We start from the raw sequence: 17,055 nt of genomic DNA, 5'->3' as shown, positions 1-17,055 counted from the left end.
GTAACTTGCAACAAAGAATCATATCTTTTTGCAAATCGAAAGCTGCCATGACTGGCAAAAGTAAACTTATCAATACGATAACTCAATGTAGTTTAAACTTTTCTATTCCCGCACAAAGTGCGATCGCCCTGCATGATTAGATTGCAATTGCTGCTCTAACTCTACCCAGTTTTTTTGTTCAATTAGGTGAATCATTCTATCTAAGTTTTGACGATAGTATTGCAAACTTCTGAGCAATTCATCGCGGTTATAACTTGCCATCATTAAGCCTAATTCAGGATTTCCCCCACCTACGCGGCTTGTATCTCGAAAACCAGAACTAGCAAGGTTTTGGGCTAATTTTAAAACCTCTGGGTTAGCTTCACTTTGACAACTAGCAATCAACGAGCCACTGACAATTACTGGTAAGTGCGAAATCCAACTAACGGCGCGATCGTGATCTTGAGGAGTACAGTGATAAATGTTTGCATTCAGACTTTTTACAATGTTCTCAACTTTAGCAACGGCGGTAAGCGGAGTTGATGCAGTTGGTGTAAGCACGTAAGGCTTAAAGACAAATAAATTAGTTTGCGCCGCTTCAATCCCACATTCAGAGTTTCCCGCCATAGGATGTCCGCCGACAAAGTTTGACCATAAAGGCGCAATAGCTTCGACTACAGGCGCTTTAACCGAGCCAACATCGGTTAATACGGTGGATGGATTGAGAAAGGGAATTAGTTGGTTTACGGTAGGCAGAATCGCCGCTATGGGCGTACAAATAAATATAACTTCCGCCTGTTTGAGGATAGCAAAGTCTATACTTGCCAAATCTACCACACCGCGATCGCTGGCTTTTTGACAGACTTGTTCGCGCCGACTTACACCCAAAACCTTGTAACCACAAGCGCGTAAATCTAACCCCAAAGAGCCGCCAATTAATCCCAGTCCAATAATGCCAATATTCATAGTTCAAAATAAAACTTAGTTAGTATTATCTTGCCAGGGATACAGTAGGTTAAGTTGTGGAGTAAATAAATATGGGTTTACGCGATCGCTTTAGTAAATTAACGGGTGGTACTCGTTATGTTGTTTCTCGTTTATTTTTACACCTGGCGGGACAAGAAGTAGCACCAATATTAGGGGTTTTAAATCGTACAGCTAGATCGGCTATGGACGCTGATGGCGACTTAGAGGTATTGGGAGAGGGGTTAGTCGAAATATGTCAAACTCTGCTGCAATACGATGAATACTGGCTTTCGGCGGCGAATGAAGGCGATGTATTTTGGAGTGAAGGGGAAGCAGGAGACTACGTTAATGAATTATTTACCGATTCCGCCCAACGCTACCTCAGCGAACCAGATTTTAGCAACACTCCCACTGACGAGCCTTTATCTATACCTATAACTCGTAACTTGGTAGTGATGATTACGGCGGCGTTTACTGGAGAAGTTCCAGAACTTGAAACCGATTTATCTAATATTACCGCTCTCAAAGATGGCTTGAAAGCCTTGATTAATCTGCATTACCAAGAGAAATTACAAGCAATTCAAGTCCATTTTTCCCCGGCGCAACTAGGCGACGAATTGACCAACGATCAGTTGTTGCAAAATTTTACCGAATTAATCCCACTTTAAAGAGAAATACAACAAGTGCGATCGCCTAGCATAATCCTAAACTTTGCATGGTAATTTACACTTATTCGATGAGTTAAAAAACACATAATTATGCAAGAACCTCCAACCCCACCAGTAACTGAAACTCCTGAAGTCAAGGTAATTATAGAGCCTGAACCTCCGCTTGGTAAACCTCTAGAAAAAGGACAATGGATAGTTGGTAAAGTTGTCAGCTTTTTATCGCAACTATCAGAGAACTTAGGTAGTTTTTTCGGCGAGAATCAACAACTACTAATCAACTTGGGACTAATTTTCGGCGCAATTATTGCGTTTAGAGTAAGTTTAGCTGTGATTGCAGCTATTAATGAGATTCCTTTAGTAGCACCAACCTTTGAATTAGTTGGAATTGGCTATTCTATTTGGTTTATCAGCCGATTTTTACTCAACACCTCAAATCGACAAGAGTTGGGGCAAAAAATCCAAGGATTTCTAGACAAGTAGGTTTAATTGTAGGCGATCGCGCTAGTTTAATTGCCAAGTGCGATCGCTTTTCTAGTTAAAAATATAGATTGTAAAGCTCTTGCAGTTCTTGTTTAAAGCAGTCGCGGACATTTTCTGGCGACACAATTACACAATCTTTTCCATATCGTCGTACTTCCCGATTCAACCAAAAATAATTTACTACTTTCCGCACCACCTGCCGCACTTCTCCATTCATTTCCTCCTCTAAGTCATCCTCTTTAAATTCGTAAGATTTTACTAATCCCCTTTTAAAGTGTAACTGCACTTTTAAGTAATCTAATTGACCCCGCCAATCGCCACTAATGGGCAAAATTGACACAACTCGGTCTAAACGCAAACAGCGATTATGCCAAAGTTCAGGTAAATTAGGGATAGTTTTTTCAGCATCTTGGGTTTCGTCACACCAAACCAATAAATAAGAGCGTTTTTCGTAGAAACAAATCTCCCCGTAACGAACGGTATATTCAAGTTCTTGGTCTTGGGGATTGCGATAAAGAAGATGGAAAGGCTGTTTTTTGTCGATTAGGTTATCAATTTCTAACCGCCATCCCTTCCTAGAATCGCTAACTTGCTTAAGTAGAGACTGACGCAGAGGAGTTTCAAGTGTACCTTTATCCAATAAAAGTGCAAGTACAATTTGGGCGGCTTCTATATTACCAGCATCAACTAAGCCTGTAGTTGCTGGCATTAAAGCGTTGACTCGTTCGCGGTTGAGAGTAAAGGGTTGCCCCACTTCTAGCTGTTTTTGGGCGATCGCAACTATTAGCCCTGAAACGCTCGGCTCTTTGCCCCACAGGATGTTTAGGCGACGGGCGAGTTCTTCTAATTGCTCTTTTGTTCCTGGGGGAATTGAAAGTGTAATTGTCTCTTTTTTTCTTGCCATTAACTAAAGTGTAAATGCACTACTTGACATCATCCAGGTTTTAGAGTTATTGTAGCTGTAGTTGAAGGCACTAGCAAATAAGAAAACACTGCAAGCTAAAAGATAATTTGAGATTGTTTGTTTTTTGAATAATTTGGGAACTCTAAGGTTGTTAGTTGGTAATTTGCAAATTACCTCTACACTTTGCTGATTGCTGATATCTACGCATTCAGCCTAGAAACTCGTTACAAATAAGACTCCAATTTTAGATAAGAAGTTTATTACCCCTGAGATGTTTTTGAAAAATTGAAATTTTTTGTTGAAACACACGAGTCATTAATTGGAATATTTTTAAATGTTAAATCAGCGTCGGCTTTTAAACCGTCCTCCAAAAAGCTTAGAGGAAATATATTTTAGTGAAATTAGACCCTTACTGTACGATCGCCATGCAGCCCATTATCAGTATGGAGTCAGAACCGGGACAACCCTAGCTGAACATCTAGATTCGGCTTGTCAATTCATGTTAACCGTTAGTCGCCTCGCAGGAGTACCAGAAGACAAACGACCAAAACTATTAGCTGCAACGGCGGTTCATGACCTCAATAAACTAGATCCCAAAGGGCGCAACGTCAAAACTTTAGCTAGAGATCGGGCATTTTTACAAGAACAACTGAACTTGGCTTGTGTTAGTCAGTTTGTTGTCACTGAAGATGACTTTGAGCTAGTTAGAAAGCTAATAGAGCGTCATTCTGGACATAACCGCAGCGACGGGGCAATATTTTTACCTGAAGATCCAGCAATAGATCGCTGGGCGGCGATGATAACCGGGGCGGATTTGTTCGATTTAGGGATTCCTGAGCGCGATCGCTTTCGTAAAGTTCAAACAGAATTGACCGTTGCTTTAGGACGACCTTGTAAACTTTTGCGGGTGCGCTTATCTGAAGACAAGGGTTACATTACAGCGCTCTTACTAGGTGCTTGCGAGGAGGTCTTTAAAAAGTATGGGCTGACTCCTTTAGCAATTTTTCCTGATGGAGAAATATTTGAAGGTGAAGCTTTACCAGAGGTTGATTTAACTACAGAAATAGCCGCAGTTTGGCAAACGAAAATAGATGAAGTTTTTGGCAATAACATTCAACAATTAGTACGACCTACTAAAGATGGAATCAAAATTGCTCATCAAGCCATACAACAGAATATAGAAGAAGTGCTGCTAAATGTGCAGGCTCTTTTAGAAAAAAAGAAGGCTGGATTTAAAGCAGAAAAAGTAGCAAAAGACATTATAAAATGGGGAGAGACAGCAGGGGATGATGCGGTAAAAAATGCTGCCAATGTTGGTTTACAGCCTGTAAGTAATGCCGAAGAATTTGCGATCGCCGAAGGGTTGAAAGCCGCGTATCTTAGCTACCGAGAAACGGGACTATCACCAAAAGATGTTTGGGACAAAATCGCTAGTCATGTGGGGCTTACAGAGCAACAAAGAACAGCCCTTGAGCCATTTAACGGACAGTATGGGCGATCGCTTTTTGCCGCAAAAGCCGTTGTTAATGGAAACGAGAGTATTATTGCAGCCCTACATGAATCTTTCCAACTGAGAAAAGAAAGTACGCAAAAAAGCCAATTTGCGGAAGCCTCTACAGAAATGGTGACAGCCGTTGCTCGAATGCTGAATTTACCTAATACTAATTATCTTAATGGAGGCGCTTATTTAGATTCTTATATAGAAACAAATCCTAGACAGCGCTGTTCTTTAGGGTCTACTTTGGGCGAAACAGATGACTTGATTTCGGACAATATGCCGCCAGGTACAAAAGTGCAAATATTTTCTAATCGTTTGCCTGGGGGTATAAGTTCAGAACCAAAAAGGCAAGCAGATTTAATAGCCGCTTTGTCCTATCAAATTATGGCAGTGGGAGCAAACTTTCCCGCAGTTAAAAAACAAGATCCGCTTTATTTGCACCTAGCTTTACCTAAAGGTTCTTGTCCAGAACTGTTGTTAATATGGAGAGAATATTTACAACAACTTGCGGCTACAAATGCTGAAGGTGGTACGGTAACTGTTGATGATGTTAAGCTATATCGAGACAATTTTTTAGAATTTAAGGCTAACAAAGTTGTTGGGCTTGCTTTACCTAAACGTCCTGATTTTGTCCATACAACTGTTATTATTCCTCTAATTTGGGGAGATGCAAATACAAGTGTTGCTTTACTTAAATCTTTGCGATTAGCTTTAGAACTTTCGTTGTCTTTAGAATTTGGTTTTCCTTTTATTCTAGGTTCAAGTTTAGAAATAGATTCAGCTAACAATATGTATGGTCAAGTTAGCAGGATTCCAGCTTCACTTCAATCTTTACTTGGCGATGGACAATATGTCAAACGTCAAGATGCGGAGAAGATTCTTACTAGACTGCGCTGCATAGGAAAACTTGCTATAACTGTTGCCAGCATTCAGAAAGCGGATGATTGTTTATACGATTTAGCCCGTGCTGCTACACGACCAATTGAACTTTATTATGTTCTCTTGCGCTGGATTTTGCGCGAACAAAATGAACCAAATCTAGAACATAACTGGATTCGGATTCGTGAACCTTTAAATACTTTACTGGAGAGTTTTATGTCTACTGAAAATACACTTTTAACTAAGTATTTGCGAGAAGCAAGCCAAATTGCTGCTACTGCTAGTTTGCGGGGAAGTTCGTTTAAACGTACCTCTTTATCTGAACCTTTTACGGCTTTTACAGCCGCAGTGCGTTCTCAAAAATCTCACATGGACTTAGACTTACTTTTTGCTGCTTTAGTTCAGCAATATCATACTCGCTTAGACCGTATCCGCGAACATGGTGTTGGTTCTACTAAATATGAGCAAGTCAAGCAATATTACCAAGTTCTACGCAATCTTTACGAAGATGTATATAACTCTCGTCCTGAAAAGCTTTTGAACGATAAAGACACTCTTGAAGCTGCTTATCTGTTCTTTTTTCAAGAAGCGCAACAGCAGTTAAAGAAAAAATCCGAAGACGATGCCGACGAAACTACCACATCTAATTAATTAGGAGATTTTTATGTCAATTAACAAACTATCCCCCGTCCTTGCCCAAACTTACGAAAACTTCCCCAAAGGACGGTTTATTAGTCTAATTATTCTCAGAAAAACCGAGTCTGAAACAATTTTTCGTACTGAAGGCTCTGGCGAACCAATGTGTAGTGAATTTGTCCAAGCTGGATTAGTAGACAAATCTGTAATTCAGCGTTTGGTAATGACTAAACGCAAACAAGTAGCACCAGAACGGCGGTATGGACGAGAATTTTTAAGAGCGCACGAACTTTTTTACACTAGCCCCAAAGAAGGCTCTCTTTGCTCATTAAATACTAATGCACCCTGCGAAATGTGCGTAGATTGTTTTCTCTACGGCTTCGCGGCTGGTGGCGGTGGCGCTCAAAAAAGCCGAATTTGGACGGAAGACGCTTTTAGTGTTTTACCTGCTACGGATATTTTAGGCGATCGCACTATTAACGCTATTTACGAAAATGGCACTATGCGCGATCAAAATGGTAATGCCTCCACTGCCTTAAATACCAGCGAATACATCAAGCCAGGAGTTCATTTTCTTGATGTAGTCACCCTTAAAGATGTAACCGCCGATGAGTTGCGTTATGTAATTGGGATTATTCATCGCACAAGCCGCTATGGTGCGGTTTCTAGTCGAGTTGGACGTATGGAAAACCAAATATTAGGCATATTTGGCAGTACCAGCGAACTTCCTAGTTCTCTGGAATTGGTACAAGCTACCTATGATGTTTTAGCACAACCATTAGAACACCCGCTAAATATCGATTTGCTCATTGAAGCAACCAAGCAAGTAATTTCAACTTGGACTAATAAACGAGGTGTTTCTGTGCAGTTATCTGAAGAAGAAATAACAAATTTGATTGCAGATGTAGATAATAACTGGTCGGAAAGTCAACGGGATGAGTTTTTAAAGCGATTAAGTCAATCCTACGAGCCTTTTCGCCAACCTGCGGCGGAGTCGAAAAAGAGCAAAGCTAAGAACAAAAAAACTGTTGAGGCAGAAAGCTAATCTATGTCAACACTTCCCTTTCAACAGGCAAGACTTATTGAGTTATGGTGTGCAGAACCAGTATTTTTTGCCTCTAGGGAGTTGTCAGATACCTATTACACTGAAGGAGCGATCGGGAATTATGCTTTAGCCTATGCTTTTGGCTGGGTAAATTCCCCTTATCGCCTTCAAGGTATGGCTACAGGACGACCAACCTACAAAGAAGATTTAATCCCTTTGGCACAAGAATGTTATGTATTACCCGCTTCACCTGTAAACGGTATTAATTACAGATTTGAACGATTTAATGCTCTTTCTGATTCCTATTGGTACGCAATGACTAATAACCGTGTTGCTACCGCGCGGGAAGATGTACCAATTCAAAGACAAGGGAAGAAACCAAACTCATTTAGAGCAAGCAATTTTCCTCAAACTGGACGATTAAGAACGATCGCGCGTGGCAATAAATTTCAAACTTTGGTATTTGGTAATCGAGAACTACCAAACTATATTCGGGTGGGTAAATTCATGAGCAAAGTTAGAGTAGATGTTATCTCTAAATTTGACATAACTTTATTACCAGATGGTGATTATCAAAGTCAACACTACCTAAGCGCCGCCGATATACCACCAAACTTAGAGCTTTTATCCTTCGATTTAATTTCTATGCCTCCTGCACCTTTACTAAAAAATCTTCACTTCCGAGGTGCAGCTTGGCAAGTTGGAGAAAAGATTGTTCCTGCTAACTTACATTTTTGCGCGGGAAGTACAAGCAATGACCAATAAAACCCTATTTACTAAACTTGAACCTCGCAGTATTTCCGGCTGTGCATCTTTACCTGATGAACTGGCTTTTAAAAATAATGCACTTCAGCACCAAGTAGAAGTATTTGAAAAATCTCGTAACGCCGACATTATCATCAACATAGCCCCAACTGGCACAGGAAAAACCGACTCAGGATTAGCAGTTTTATTACACGAACCACAGCAAAATGCTATCTACATTGCGCCGACAAATGCTTTAGTAGAACAGCAAAAGGAAGCCGCCGAAAAGTTTGTCAAAGAAGCGGGTTTACCTCATATAGTTAAATCTGCCTCTGCCAAAGAAGTTAAAGCATGGGCTAACGATAAAGTTGGTAATCGTCCTGGAGAAAAACTATACAATGTTCTTCGCAATCCGGCTACTGTTTTCTCCGATGTAGGTGCTAATCAGCCAATTCTTTTAATTACTAACCCTGATATTTTTTACTACGCTACATTTTTTGCTTATAACAAGCTCGATCGCGTTAATTTAGCTAGTAGTTTTTACAGTAAGTTTGCTACTGTCATTTTCGATGAATTTCATCTTTATGATGCTAAACAGCTAGTTGGGTTGCTATTTTATTTAGCTTATTCTCATATTTTTGGCTTCTTTAAAAATGGGCGGCGAGTTGTCCTGTTGACAGCTACACCAGAACCCGCTTGTGCAGCAGCACTTCAAACTTTAGAAGCCCAAGGAGTCAAGATCGCTCGTATTGATGGCGAGACTTGCAACTCTCATCTTTTACCATCGCAGACATCGGTAAATCTTGAATTGCGATCGCAAACTGACAAGGAACAGTGGTTAACAGAGTTAGCAAACGAAGTAGCCGAACGTTTCCAAAAACACCCCGATCGCAACGGTGCTGTTATTCTTGACGCTAAAGACCATATCAATCGCTTGGCAGATTTATTGTATGCAAAAGGACTCGGCGGTAAGTTTGGACGAATTACAGGTTCTACGCCCTCTGCTGAACGCAAATCCGCCGCCCAAAAACCAATTATATTAGCAACAAGTACCGTAGACGTGGGATTTAACTTTGAGAGAAATCCTCAACCTACAAGACAAAATCTAGATTGGTTAATTTTTTCAGCCCGCGATCGCTTTTCATTTTGGCAACGTTTGGGACGAGTGGGACGGGTATTAGGCAAAACTGAGACTAATATATCTTCAGATGCGATCGCCTATTTAAGCGATCGCGCCTGGGACGAAGGCTTATCATCTCTTGACTGTTCGGGAGGACGGGAAGCCCTTCAACGCACTCTCGATAACATTCCGTGTCTGGACAAGCCTTTTTTGCAAGCTTACTGGCGTTCAGAAGCACTTTTAGAAATTGCGCGCCCCCTCTTAGAAATAGAGGAATTGCTTACAGGTTTATCTAGTCACGAGTTTATTTCACAGCTTTTTGACACGCTAAAAATGACTTTAGGCGGAAGTCATGATTGGAATTATTGCCGCCGTAGAATGCGAGTTTTAATAGGTGCTGAAAACATTGCCCGCGAATCGGAAAAGTCTTTAAAAACTAAGTGGAAATATATCAAGGGTGGTCAGGCTTTTGTTAGAAAATTTTTAGAAGTCTATTATCCTGCTGAAGCCGAGCAATTGAAAGCAGAACAGACAAAGATAGAAGAATACGAACAGCTTTTTCTTGAAGATGCTGAAGCTGCTAAAGAACTAAAAAACTTTGCTGAAGTTTGGAGTGCTAGTTATGCACCTTTGTTTAAATTCCGCTCTGGTTTGTTTAATAGTTTGCCTATCCGCGATCCTAAAGGCTTGTTATTAGATGAATCTGATGAAACCGTTTTAGATCCTATTCACTTGTTGCGATACTACGAATTTGAGAAAGATGGTGAATTTATTGAAGTAACAGATCGAGCTAAAGCTACTTATGAATTAAGTTTTCGCTTACGTTATCTTGATACCTGGCAGAACTTTATTAACACAGAACTCAACAAGCTAACTGCTTTTTCTAATTGCCGAATTATCCGCAAACAGGGAGGAGCGATCGCACCAACGCCTTTATTAAAGGAACTCGAACAACATTTAATAGCTGGCGTGATTATTTGCCCGATTGCTAATGCTGCGGCTATTTACCAACTCCGCAAAGAAAGGCTTGTATCCTACCCAATTACGGTTGTTTGCAACGACATGGAGAAAGAATACTGCTTTCTACCAGAACTAGCAGGAATCTTAGCTATATCAATGAAAAGTAAACAGTTGCGCCTTCCTGATGATGAATGTTTCATCGCTTAGGCATTTAGGACATTAGACCTCTTATATAAATCCAGGAGCGCCCCCTAAATCCCCCAAGTTTGGGGACTTTAAACTCCGGTTACCCCCAGGATTGGGGGGTTAGGGGGGCAAAATATTATTACGCAAGAAGTCTATTGTTTCTCAGCAAATTGACAACTTAATTTTAAAAACCTATGCCACATAGTTTAGTCCTTAATATCATTCCTCAATCACCTATTTCTCCTGGCTATCTGAGTGGAAAGCACGTACACGCCTTGTTTTTAACCTTAGTTAGTTCTGTAGATAAAACCCTGGGCGATCGCCTCCACGCTGACAAAACCCACAAAGCCTTTACCCTCAGCCCGTTACAAGTATCTAGCAACCCTAAACTGCAATGGGAACATACTAAAACTATTGAAGCTGGTACACCTTGTTGGCTAAGAATTTCTCTGTTAGATGAAGGTTTATTTAGTAACCTTACTCAACTTTGGCTTAACCTCAATCCTACCCGTGCTTGGCATCTGGGAGCGGCGGATTTAAAGATTACTAGCGTTTTAGGTACTCCCCAATCAACGCAACCTTGGGCAAATTATTGTTCTTACAGTCAACTATACGAGCAAGCCTCAGAAAGCGATCGCCAAATCAATTTTTGTTTTTATACTCCTACCGCCTTTCGCCAACAGGAGTTTGACAGCGCTTTACCCACTAGAGAATGTATTTTTAGCAGTTTAATTAACCGTTGGCATAAATACAGCAACATTGAATTATCTCCAGATATTACCCAAGCTATCTTTCCTAGCTATTTTGATATTCGCACCGAAATAGTTGCCGATGCTCGCAGCAAGTTTATCGGCTGTGTTGGCAATATTTGTTATCGGATTTTAGGCGAAGTCGAACCATTGAAAATTAAACAGATTAATGCGATCACAGATTTTGCTTTATTTAGTGGGGTTGGACGAAAAACACCAATGGGAATGGGAATGGTAAGAAGGCTAAAAACTGCCCCCCGTAAAACTATCTGACAATTAAAAACTAAAAAAACTATCTATGGATAACGAATATATCTCCATTGCCGCCCTAAATCAATACTCCTACTGTCCTCATCGTTGCTGGCGGATGTTTTGCGCCGGAGAGTTTACTGACAACCAATACACCATTGAAGGTACTAGCTTACACGATCGCATCCACACTTTAGGAGAAGGACACCGGGAAGAAATCAGGCAAATTCGGGCAATTTGGTTAAAATCCGAGCAATATCGCCTGATTGGTAAAGCGGATTTAATCGAAGAAAATAACGGCGTTTGGTATCCCATCGAATACAAACGCGGACATCGAGGAGAATGGGATAACGACGAGTTGCAAGTCTGCGCTCAAGCCTTGTGTTTAGAGGAAATGACAGGCAAAACCGTTACTCAAGGATATTTGTACTACACCCATTCTCATCAACGCCAAACTGTACCAATAACCGCCGAATTACGCAATAGTGCGATCGCAACTATCAAATTAGTCCAAACTTTACTGCAAACAGGAACAATGCCCAAAGCTATTTATAGCAAGCGCTGTCAGGGATGCAGCCTTTACGAGCAATGTTTACCCCAAGCCGCCGACAAAGTAAAACGCTATCAAGAATCCAACTCATAAGTTTTTAAGGAGATTACCCAGTGGGAACAGTTTATATAACCGAACAAGATGCTTTTATTGGCAAAATAGACGAGCGCCTCAGTGTCAAAGCCAACAAAGAAACGTTATTAGACGTACCTTTAATTAAAATAGATGGTGTAGTTGTTATCGGACGGGCTACAGTTTCGCCAGCAGCCATTTATGAACTTTTAGAGCGACACATTCCATTAACTTTTCTGACAACCAACGGGCGCTATTTGGGACGTTTAGAACCAGAAGTAACAAAAAACATCTTTGTCAGGAAAGCGCAATGGCAAGCTATAGGCGAATCACCCCAAGCAGTGCATGGAGTTCGGGGTTTTGTGCGAGGTAAACTCAAAAACTATCGTCATACACTCTTACGCAGACAAAGAGAATGTAGCGAAATTGATTTGCAAGTTAATATAACTCGTTTAGAAAGTGCGATCGCGCCTATTGACCAAACAAATGCCATTGATTCGCTGCGAGGCTTAGAGGGCGCGGGGAGTGCGGCTTATTTTGGTTGTTTTGACCAATTAATTAAAGGTTCAGAATTTGAATTTAAAAATAGAAATCGTCGCCCACCTACCGATCCCGTCAATGCCTTACTCAGCTTTGGTTATTCTTTACTGCGTCACGATGTTCAAGGAGCAATCAATATTGTAGGCTTTGACCCTTATTTAGGTTATTTGCACGTCGAGCGTTATGGTCGTCCTTCCCTAGCCTTAGACTTAATGGAGGAGTTTCGCCCTTTGGTAGTCGATGCAGTGGTTCTAGCGGCGTTAAATAAGCGAAGTCTTGTACCCACCGATTTTACAACCGAACCCTTAAGCAATGCTGTCTCTTTAACGAAAGAAGGATTGCGAACTTTTTTGCGTCTTTACGAACTCAAAAAGCAGTCAAAGTTTAAGCATCCAGTTTTGCAGAAACAATGTACCTATCGAGAAGCCTTTGAAATTCAGGCAAGATTATTAGCCAAATATTTGATGGGAGAAATAGAGAAATATCCACCTTTAATTTTGAAGTGAACAGCCATGAATGTTTTGATTACTTACGACATAACGGAGAATAAGCGACGAACTAAGATATTCAATATTTTGAAATCTTACGGTCAATGGGTGCAGTTGAGCGTGTTTGAGTGTCCGAGTTTGACAGATACGCAATATGCTAAATTGCGATCGCGTTTAAGTAAGTTAATTAAGCCAGATTCTGACAGTATCCGCTTTTATTTTCTGTGTGCCTGTTGTCAAGGTAAAGTAGAGCGAATTGGTGGAGAACAACCCCGCGACGAGACTATATTTTTTGCCTCCAGCGCGGAGGGGTAGTTGTTTTAATTGAGATGAAGCTAAAAATCGCTGAAAGTCTTTCTCTATAGTAGTTTGATGGTACAAGGAGGCGGATGGGCGATCGCGCAGTGTTTGATAACTGGTGATGGTAAGGTTTTTAGGCGATCGTTCTTATGGATATTGACAACCTTTATCGTTTTGAATGGTATAATTATTTAATATCGCGCAACTGTACCTTGAAAATCAAATATAGTAAGATTTTCAGGTTTCCGTTATTTCAATTACTACAAATCCCTATCAGGGATTGAAACGAGATAGGCGAAAAGCAGTGTTTTGAGTTCTCCTAATTTCAATTACTACAAATCCCTATCAGGGATTGAAACTAATTTACCTTTGCTGCTTATACATGATCGCTTTCGATTTCAATTACTACAAATCCCTATCAGGGATTGAAACCCAGCATCATCGGCATCCTTCATGGCGTTAAGAGCAGATTTCAATTACTACAAATCCCTATCAGGGATTGAAACGTGTCCTTGGGTGTTGCTGTATCGGTGTATGGAACTATTTCAATTACTACAAATCCCTATCAGGGATTGAAACTGGTAGCCTATAACCGAGTGCGTATAAAACTGTCATTTCAATTACTACAAATCCCTATCAGGGATTGAAACTAAGGTCAAAGAGTCGCCAAGGGTATCAGAGGCGATATTTCAATTACTACAAATCCCTATCAGGGATTGAAACTTCGATAGCAGTACCTAATTGAGACAAAATGTAATTTATTTCAATTACTACAAATCCCTATCAGGGATTGAAACTCGCTGCTTGCAATGGGCAAACAGTTCTACCCGCTAATTTCAATTACTACAAATCCCTATCAGGGATTGAAACTTAGGGTATTAGATGTAAAGTATCTCTGTACTTCCATTTCAATTACTACAAATCCCTATCAGGGATTGAAACACTAATATCTTTAGATCCTCCCATGCCCCCAAAAAGATTTCAATTACTACAAATCCCTATCAGGGATTGAAACGTATTTAGAACCATCGTAAAGTAAGCCTGTAATCTATTTCAATTACTACAAATCCCTATCAGGGATTGAAACAATTCTTTAATCCAAAAGGCAAAGGAACTAGAAAAAATTTCAATTACTACAAATCCCTATCAGGGATTGAAACAAAAGGTTAGGCAATAATCAAGAATTATCAACAAATTTCAATTACTACAAATCCCTATCAGGGATTGAAACAAGGATGCGCTAACGGGTTTGGCGGAAGTTCAACTATTTCAATTACTACAAATCCCTATCAGGGATTGAAACATGGCATTATTAAATAAAGGCGCAATCAAATGGTATCCATTTCAATTACTACAAATCCCTATCAGGGATTGAAACAGGTTTAAGTAGAAACATAGGGCTTTGAGGTAAAATTTCAATTACTACAAATCCCTATCAGGGATTGAAACCCAGGTGTTGGCGATCGCGTTCCTCATCAATTGACAAATTTCAATTACTACAAATCCCTATCAGGGATTGAAACCTTTCAATTAGGGCAGAAGTGTAGTCTTTGCCGTTTATTTCAATTACTACAAATCCCTATCAGGGATTGAAACTTGACGTACAGACGATGAAGTGGGTGAGGGGAAAAATTTCAATTACTACAAATCCCTATCAGGGATTGAAACGGATCGCTCAAACTACCAAGGCGATCGCGCACTTCAATTTCAATTACTACAAATCCCTATCAGGGATTGAAACATCAGTTTTTAATTTCCTTGCTTGCTTCTTCTTTAATTTCAATTACTACAAATCCCTATCAGGGATTGAAACTGCAAAAGATAGGCGGCTTCTATTCGGCTCTAAATATTTCAATTACTACAAATCCCTATCAGGGATTGAAACTCCGATGATAGATCATTGCCATACAACAGGAATGATTTCAATTACTACAAATCCCTATCAGGGATTGAAACATAATCCCCAAGGTGAACTGTTGCACTATCAGCTATTTCAATTACTACAAATCCCTATCAGGGATTGAAACGTACAAAATAAGCGATCCCCGTTTTGATTGGGATAATATTTCAATTACTACAAATCCCTATCAGGGATTGAAACTATTATTTGGTGCGAGTTGAACAGTGAACAAGAGATATTTCAATTACTACAAATCCCTATCAGGGATTGAAACTAGTAACAACTTACTAGAAGCTGATGGGGTGAAATTTCAATTACTACAAATCCCTATCAGGGATTGAAACACCTAAGTCGTGAACTATGCGATTTTGAGTGACAGATTTCAATTACTACAAATCCCTATCAGGGATTGAAACGACATAGTGGATTTTTAACTGAAGTCTAGGCTTTTATTTCAATTACTACAAATCCCTATCAGGGATTGAAACTTGCCGATTCAAATGAATCAACTAAACGCTCTTTACATTTCAATTACTACAAATCCCTATCAGGGATTGAAACGATATTGAATTTAGGGGAAAATCGTGTTTGAAAAGATTTCAATTACTACAAATCCCTATCAGGGATTGAAACATCTCAGGCGCTTACGATGCCGCTCTTAAAGGCATTTCAATTACTACAAATCCCTATCAGGGATTGAAACTGAAACTCAAGGGATTTGTTGCACCACTTGCAAATTTCAATTACTACAAATCCCTATCAGGGATTGAAACAGGTGCAGTTAAAGCTGAATATGTGAGTAGCACAATATTTCAATTACTACAAATCCCTATCAGGGATTGAAACTCGATTGCGGCATAGGCGATCGCGGCGGCAATAAGATTTCAATTACTACAAATCCCTATCAGGGATTGAAACACAAAAGAAGCGCCTTGTATTCATTGTCGAAAATTTCAATTACTACAAATCCCTATCAGGGATTGAAACTCCCTTTTTAGCTGATTACCCCCAAAGGTTTCCTATTTCAATTACTACAAATCCCTATCAGGGATTGAAACTTTTAGTTTGCTATTCTCTAGGTCATCTATTAAGATTTCAATTACTACAAATCCCTATCAGGGATTGAAACCATCAGCAATTTTGTTACCAATCTTCCGTTTATTCCTATTTCAATTACTACAAATCCCTATCAGGGATTGAAACTTCTTTGGTGATACCTAAATCAATCAAAGGATAAGATTTCAATTACTACAAATCCCTATCAGGGATTGAAACACCTATTTTCCCCGTGTACTCTGCTCCTTGCTCAAATTTCAATTACTACAAATCCCTATCAGGGATTGAAACAAATGCCCAAGCTGCTTGCAAAGCCTCTACTAAGATTTCAATTACTACAAATCCCTATCAGGGATTGAAACGGAGTAATTCTTGCTGATTCGCCAATGAGTAATGAGATTTCAATTACTACAAATCCCTATCAGGGATTGAAACACATAACCGCCACTGACAGTGACGGTATTAAGTAATTTCAATTACTACAAATCCCTATCAGGGATTGAAACGAATACCTCTTTAATCTTGCGATCGCGTTCGTGAGATTTCAATTACTACAAATCCCTATCAGGGATTGAAACCTGCCTCTAGGTAGCACCGTAAAAATGAGGGAACAATTTCAATTACTACAAATCCCTATCAGGGATTGAAACTGATGACAAGCTCACAAATTCTAATCCTTGCACTGCATTTCAATTACTACAAATCCCTATCAGGGATTGAAACAGTAGGTTTGACAAAAATGTAAAGGCTGCAAACCAAATTTCAATTACTACAAATCCCTATCAGGGATTGAAACAATTTTCCGGCGGCGCTGCAACGGCTCAAAAAAGCATTTCAATTACTACAAATCCCTATCAGGGATTGAAACTTTGTCAAAGCTGGCTCAAACTCCACAATTAGGTATTTCAATTACTACAAATCCCTATCAGGGATTGAAACGCTACAGAGGATTCTAGGATATGTGAATACTGCGCAGATTTCAATTACTACAAATCCCTATCAGGGATTGAAACGAGACTACTAGAGTAAAGCAAACTAAAGTTTTGAAAATTTCAATTACTACAAATCCCTATCAGGGATTGAAAC

General features: G+C 39.9%; 12 protein-coding genes and 1 CRISPR repeat array (1 of these 13 only partly in view). Of the genes, 10 read left to right on the top strand and 2 right to left on the bottom strand.

Annotated elements, in window-relative coordinates:
* Nucleotides 1-102: 102 nt before the first annotated feature.
* Nucleotides 103-945: a prephenate/arogenate dehydrogenase gene (locus SYN7509_RS0219365; protein ID WP_009632558.1), complete on the bottom strand. Its 843-nt coding sequence runs from the start codon at nt 943-945 to the stop codon at nt 103-105.
* Nucleotides 946-1,016: 71 nt separating this feature from the next.
* On the opposite strand from SYN7509_RS0219365, the gene SYN7509_RS0219360 reads away from it, so the two are divergent.
* Both SYN7509_RS0219360 and SYN7509_RS0219355 read left to right on the top strand, forming a co-directional pair.
* The gene (locus SYN7509_RS0219360) at nt 1,017-1,613 is read left to right on the top strand and encodes a DUF1517 domain-containing protein (RefSeq protein ID WP_009632559.1); all 597 of its coding nucleotides are present in this window, start codon (nt 1,017-1,019) and stop codon (nt 1,611-1,613) included.
* Nucleotides 1,614-1,703: 90 nt separating this feature from the next.
* Complete coding sequence (locus SYN7509_RS0219355; protein ID WP_009632560.1) at nt 1,704-2,093, top strand: CAAD domain-containing protein; 390 nt, start codon at nt 1,704-1,706, stop codon at nt 2,091-2,093.
* A 55-nt stretch (nt 2,094-2,148) separates the two neighbouring features.
* Here the strand turns inward: SYN7509_RS0219355 and SYN7509_RS0219350 are convergent, their stop codons facing one another.
* Nucleotides 2,149-2,997: a helix-turn-helix transcriptional regulator gene (locus SYN7509_RS0219350; RefSeq protein ID WP_009632561.1), complete on the bottom strand. Its 849-nt coding sequence runs from the start codon at nt 2,995-2,997 to the stop codon at nt 2,149-2,151.
* A 334-nt stretch (nt 2,998-3,331) separates the two neighbouring features.
* On the opposite strand from SYN7509_RS0219350, the gene SYN7509_RS0219345 reads away from it, so the two are divergent.
* The 8 genes from SYN7509_RS0219345 (at nt 3,332) to cas2 (ending at nt 13,028) form a co-directional block, all read left to right on the top strand.
* Entirely contained in the window at nt 3,332-6,025 is a 2,694-nt protein-coding gene (locus SYN7509_RS0219345; protein WP_009632562.1) for a hypothetical protein, read from the top strand.
* Between the two features lie 13 nt (nt 6,026-6,038).
* Complete coding sequence (gene cas7d, locus SYN7509_RS0219340) at nt 6,039-7,055, top strand: type I-D CRISPR-associated protein Cas7/Csc2 (protein WP_009632563.1); 1,017 nt, start codon at nt 6,039-6,041, stop codon at nt 7,053-7,055.
* A gap of 3 nt (nt 7,056-7,058) precedes the next feature.
* A complete protein-coding gene (gene cas5d, locus SYN7509_RS0219335) occupies nt 7,059-7,820 on the top strand; it encodes a type I-D CRISPR-associated protein Cas5/Csc1 (protein ID WP_009632564.1) in 762 nt (253 codons plus the stop codon).
* Complete coding sequence (gene cas3 / locus SYN7509_RS0219330) at nt 7,810-10,086, top strand: type I-D CRISPR-associated helicase Cas3' (RefSeq protein WP_009632565.1); 2,277 nt, start codon at nt 7,810-7,812, stop codon at nt 10,084-10,086. The genes cas5d and cas3 overlap by 11 nt, the downstream gene beginning before the upstream one ends.
* Before the next feature lie 173 nt (nt 10,087-10,259).
* Nucleotides 10,260-11,087: a CRISPR-associated endoribonuclease Cas6 gene (gene cas6, locus SYN7509_RS0219325; protein ID WP_009632566.1), complete on the top strand. Its 828-nt coding sequence runs from the start codon at nt 10,260-10,262 to the stop codon at nt 11,085-11,087.
* 25 nt (nt 11,088-11,112) lie between these two features.
* Nucleotides 11,113-11,706: a CRISPR-associated protein Cas4 gene (gene cas4 / locus SYN7509_RS0219320; RefSeq protein ID WP_009632567.1), complete on the top strand. Its 594-nt coding sequence runs from the start codon at nt 11,113-11,115 to the stop codon at nt 11,704-11,706.
* 20 nt (nt 11,707-11,726) lie between these two features.
* Complete coding sequence (gene cas1d / locus SYN7509_RS0219315) at nt 11,727-12,731, top strand: type I-D CRISPR-associated endonuclease Cas1d (protein ID WP_009632568.1); 1,005 nt, start codon at nt 11,727-11,729, stop codon at nt 12,729-12,731.
* Nucleotides 12,732-12,737: 6 nt separating this feature from the next.
* On the top strand, nt 12,738-13,028 hold the full coding sequence (cas2, locus tag SYN7509_RS0219310) for a CRISPR-associated endonuclease Cas2 (RefSeq protein WP_009632569.1): 291 nt from the start codon (nt 12,738-12,740) through the stop codon (nt 13,026-13,028).
* A gap of 235 nt (nt 13,029-13,263) precedes the next feature.
* Nucleotides 13,264-17,055: direct repeats of the CRISPR family, unit length 37 nt; unit sequence ATTTCAATTACTACAAATCCCTATCAGGGATTGAAAC; it runs 4,781 nt beyond the window's last position.

Source organism: Synechocystis sp. PCC 7509, from assembly GCF_000332075.2.
Taxonomy (GTDB): domain Bacteria; phylum Cyanobacteriota; class Cyanobacteriia; order Cyanobacteriales; family Chroococcidiopsidaceae; genus Aliterella.
Note: the sequence above shows the minus strand (reverse complement) of the source record. Positions and strands in the feature narration are given on the sequence as shown.